The organism is Proteiniclasticum sp. C24MP, from assembly GCF_043951855.1.
Classification (GTDB): Bacteria; Bacillota; Clostridia; order Clostridiales; family Clostridiaceae; genus Proteiniclasticum.
In genome coordinates, this window is the sequence record NZ_JBINJW010000049.1 from 1 (window position 1) to 4,501 (window position 4,501).

Consider the following 4,501-nt stretch of genomic DNA (forward strand, 5'->3'; position numbering starts at 1 on the left):
GAAATAATCCAGTTCTGAGTCTCCTTATGGTATAATATATTTTGGGAAAAAGTTATGAGGTGAAAGTAATGCAGAGTGAAAGACAAAAGAAAATTAGAAACTTTTCCATTGTTGCACATATCGACCATGGAAAGTCGACATTAGCGGATAGGCTTATAGAATATACAGGCACATTAACCCATAGGGAAATGGATAAACAAGTGCTGGACAACATGGAACTGGAGCAGGAACGAGGAATCACCATCAAATCGAAAGCTGTAAGACTGGTTTATAGAAGAGAAGATGGAGATTATATTCTTAATCTTATAGATACACCGGGGCATGTGGACTTCAATTATGAGGTTTCCAGAAGTCTACAGGCTTGTGAAGGAGCGATTCTGGTGGTTGACTCCACCCAGGGAGTTCAGGCGCAGACTTTAGCAAACTGTTATCTTGCATTGGATAACGACCTGGAAATACTACCTGTAATAAATAAAATCGACTTGGCTTCCGCACGTGTGGAGGAAGTTGTGAAAGAAATAGAAGATGTCATAGGAATCGAAGCGGAAAACTGTCCAAAGATCTCCGCGAAAACAGGGTTGAATATATTGGATGTTCTTGAAGGGATTGTTGAGCATATTCCAGCACCTGAGGGTGACGAAGATGGAACACTAAGAGCACTGATTTTTGATTCCACTTATGATTCCTACAAAGGTGTAGTATCATTTGTAAGAATCAAAGAGGGCAGCATCCGACCTGGGACGAAAGTGAAATTCATGGCCACTGGGAAAGAATATGAAGTGACTGAAGTTGGAGTATTCGTTCCAGAATATTTGCCTGTAGAAGAACTGAAGGCAGGGGATGTCGGATATATCACCGGTAGCATCAAGAACGTAAGAGATGCACGAGTGGGAGATACCGTGACCACTGCAAAGAATCCGGCAACGGAAGCGCTTCCTGGTTACAAGAAAGCGGTACCCATGGTGTTCTCAGGGATCTATCCTGTAGATGGGGCTGATTATGAAGAGCTGAAGGAAGCCCTGGAAAAACTGCAGATCAACGATGCCGCTTTGAATTTCGAGTATGAATCATCCATCGCACTTGGATTCGGATTCAGATGCGGGTTCCTGGGTCTCCTTCATATGGAAATCATACAGGAGCGAATTGAAAGAGAATTCAACATTCCGATCATCACCACTGCCCCGTCTGTAATCTACAATGTCTACAGAACGGATGGCACATCGGTTCAGATCACTAATCCGACAAATATGCCTGCACCGACAGAAATTGACCGAATGGAAGAACCGGTGGTCAAGGCATCCATTATTACACCTTCAGATTATGTCGGTGCTGTCATGGAGCTCTGCCAGTCGAGAAGAGGGGTCTATGTGAGTATGGAGTATGTGGAGCAGACAAGAGCTGTTGTGACATATAAGATTCCACTCAATGAGATCATTTATGATTTCTTTGACACATTAAAATCAAGGACCAGAGGATATGCATCACTGGATTATGAGCTGGCCGGATATCAGGTGACAAAGCTTGTGAAACTGGATATTATGCTGAATGGCGAGGTCGTGGATGCGCTTTCTATGATTGTTCCTGAAGAAAGAGCATACGTAAAGGGTAGAAACATAGCTGAGAAGCTGAAGGAAGTCATTCCTAGACATATGTTTGAAATTCCGATTCAGGCAGCGGTAGGTTCCAAAGTCATCGCCAGAGAAACTGTAAAGGCTATGCGTAAAGACGTTCTTGCCAAGTGTTATGGTGGTGACATTACCAGAAAGAAGAAGCTGCTAGAAAAGCAGAAAGAAGGAAAGAAACGTATGAGACAGGTAGGATCTGTTGAAGTTCCACAAGAAGCGTTCATGAGTGTGCTGAAGGTTGAGTAGGTGAAAAGTTTGAAGACATACGGATTATACATACATATTCCTTTCTGTGAACAGAAGTGCTACTACTGTGATTTTGCATCCTATTCAGGAAAAGGAGAGTATGTAAAACAGTATCTGAATGCATTGGCTACGGAAATAGCATCCAAGACCCAGGGTAAGACCTTCGATACCGTGTTCATAGGTGGAGGAACGCCTTCCTATTTATCTGCCGAAGAGCTGCGCATCCTTTCGGAAAGTCTCAGGCAAATCCGATTGACGGAGGATCATGAATTCTCCATGGAATGCAATCCTGGAAACCTGACAAAAGAAAAGGCATATGTGATAAAGGAAATGGGCGTCAATAGACTGTCCATAGGCCTACAGTCTTCTGATGATCATATACTTCTGGATATTGGAAGAATTCATACCTTCCATGAATTCAAGGACAATTATCTGATGCTGAGAGAAATGGGCTTTGACAACATCAATGTAGACATTATCTATGGCTTGCCAAATGAAAACAAGAAGATCCTGAAAAAAACACTTGAGGATGTCCTTGCGCTCAAACCGGATCATATTTCATGCTACTCTCTGATCATCGAAGAGTTCACACCATTTTATTTCAGGCACAAGAATAATGAGCTTCACCTTCCGGATGAAGAAACCGAAAGAGAAATGAATACTCTGATTATCTCTACACTGAAAGATCATGGATATGAAAGATATGAGATTTCAAATTATGCCCTTGGGGGAAAAGAGTGCAGACACAATATCAGATATTGGGAAGGCCGGGATTATGTGGGCTGCGGGACTTCTGCGCATGAGTATGTGCATGGGGAACGCCAGGAGAATGTGCGTACCATCGAGGGATATATCAGAATGATTGAAAAAGAGGGGACAGCTGCCATCAGAGAACATCAGAACACCTTTTCAGAAGATGTGGAAGAATATGTTTTCATGGGTATGCGCATGATGAAAGGACTCAGTAAAAGAGACTTTCAGGAGAGATTCCATGTCACCTTGGAGAGTCTCTATAGGGAAAGTATCGATAAGCATGTTCGTGATGGACTGCTTGTGGATACGGCGGAGACTCTTCGCTTCACGGATAAAGGCATTGAGTTTTCCAATCATGTGCTAAGTGATTTTCTCCTGAGCAGCTGACCTGCTCTCTGGTGAATACAAGCGTATTCCCTTCAGAAAGTTCTTCGTTGAATGCGTAGCCGCTGTAGTTGAATCCTTTCAGTTCTTCGACTTTCTGCACATTGTTGACTGCCATGTATCTTGCCATTTCTCCTCGGGCCACTTTTGCGTAATAAGCGACAATCGGATACTTGTCTTTCTTCTTCTCTCTGAATTCAATATCATATACATCCATCCTGATTTCCTTAGGAAGGATGACTTTTGAATATTCGTTGGATGCCAGATTGATGAGGATGTTGTCTTCCGCCTCTTTTTCCAGATAGTTCTTGACTTTATTTCCCCAGAAAGCATAAAGATCCCTGCCACGTTCATTTTCATGTTTCGTGCCCATTTCCAGTCGGTAGGGTTTGATCTCGTCAAGAGGTTTCAAAGCGCCATACAGACCGGATAGAATTCTCAGGTGTTTGTTCAGGTACTGGATTTCAGAATCTTTCAGACTGTCGATATCTATTCCTTTAAATACATCACCTCGGAAAAGGTAAACTGCGGGAAACTTCTTCGCTTTTTCAAATTCCTGGAATCGATTATGATTTAATGTAGCCAGATCAGTACTGATGTCCATGAGCTCTTCCAGGCCGGCGACATCGTACTTTTTCATGTCCTTAGCCAATAGATTCGTGTCTCGGATGAATTTCGGTTTTGTTGTTTCAATTTCCACTTTTTCTTCCTTCATGGTTTTTGAAGGGGATACAACTGCTATCATAAATGACCTCCAATATTATTACTATAATTAAATTGTATCACATTTAATGCGAATTGGTTAGTGCATCAAGGAGCCGAAATCAGATTTTCAAAACGTTCGGAATAAGCTATAATTCTATTATGGATAATAAAAGGGGGAAATCTGATGGATCAACACGTACTAACGACTTATGAAGAGAAAATCAAAAGACTGATCAGGAATCTGAACAACAACAACATGAAAGGTACATACCTGAAAAGTGAAGTAGAGCTGACAGATTATCTGAACGCACAGATTCCGGATGGAAGTCTGGTGTCAGTGGGTGGATCTCAGACCTTGTTTGAGCTTGATCTGATCAGTTATCTGAGAAGCCGAAATATAGAGTTTCTTGACCGCTATAAGGAAGGACTGACGGGGGAAGAGAAGAAAGAGCTTTACAGAAAAAGTTTTTTTGCGGACCACTACTTTTCTTCAGCCAATGCCATCACGGTTGAAGGTCATCTGTACAACGTGGATCATACCGGTAATCGCGTTGCAGCGCTTCTCTATGGGCCTGATAAAGTGTTTGTGATCGTTGGCATCAATAAGATCGTCGACACTGTGGAGGAGGCTATAGCCCGTGTAAGGGCAGTAGCGGCACCTGCGAATAATGTGAGACTGCAGAGAAATACACCCTGTGTCGGTTTTGGCAGCTGTGTGGACTGTAAAGTGGAAGACCGTATCTGCAATGAATACACACTTATAAAGAGACAGGCGGTTAAAGATCGTA

At 42.5% G+C, this 4,501-nt stretch carries 4 protein-coding genes; 3 read left to right on the forward strand and 1 reads right to left on the reverse strand.

Annotation, left to right across the window (positions count from 1 at the left end; all coding sequences use genetic code 11):
- Nucleotides 1-68: 68 nt before the first annotated feature.
- On the forward strand, nt 69-1,871 hold the full coding sequence (gene lepA, locus ACHAL6_RS15305) for a translation elongation factor 4 (RefSeq protein WP_395271522.1): 1,803 nt from the start codon (nt 69-71) through the stop codon (nt 1,869-1,871).
- 9 nt (nt 1,872-1,880) lie between these two features.
- Nucleotides 1,881-3,011, forward strand: coding sequence for a radical SAM family heme chaperone HemW (gene hemW / locus ACHAL6_RS15310; RefSeq protein WP_395271523.1), 1,131 nt, complete (start codon nt 1,881-1,883; stop codon nt 3,009-3,011).
- Here hemW and yaaA read toward each other — a convergent pair.
- A complete protein-coding gene (gene yaaA / locus ACHAL6_RS15315; RefSeq protein ID WP_395271524.1) occupies nt 2,950-3,753 on the reverse strand; it encodes a peroxide stress protein YaaA in 804 nt (267 codons plus the stop codon). The two genes, hemW and yaaA, sit on opposite strands and share 62 nt — an antisense overlap.
- A 144-nt stretch (nt 3,754-3,897) precedes the next feature.
- On the opposite strand from yaaA, the gene ACHAL6_RS15320 reads away from it, so the two are divergent.
- A partial coding sequence (locus ACHAL6_RS15320; RefSeq protein ID WP_395271525.1) for a lactate utilization protein occupies nt 3,898-4,501 on the forward strand: 604 nt, incomplete at its 3' end.

What these genes read in the sequence shown, in the direction of transcription:
- lepA (WP_395271522.1), top strand. Translation starts at nt 69, where the DNA reads ATGCAGAGTGAAAGACAAAAGAAAATTAGAAACTTTTCCATTGTTGCA.
- yaaA (WP_395271524.1), bottom strand. Translation starts at nt 3,753, where the DNA reads ATGATAGCAGTTGTATCCCCTTCAAAAACCATGAAGGAAGAAAAAGTG.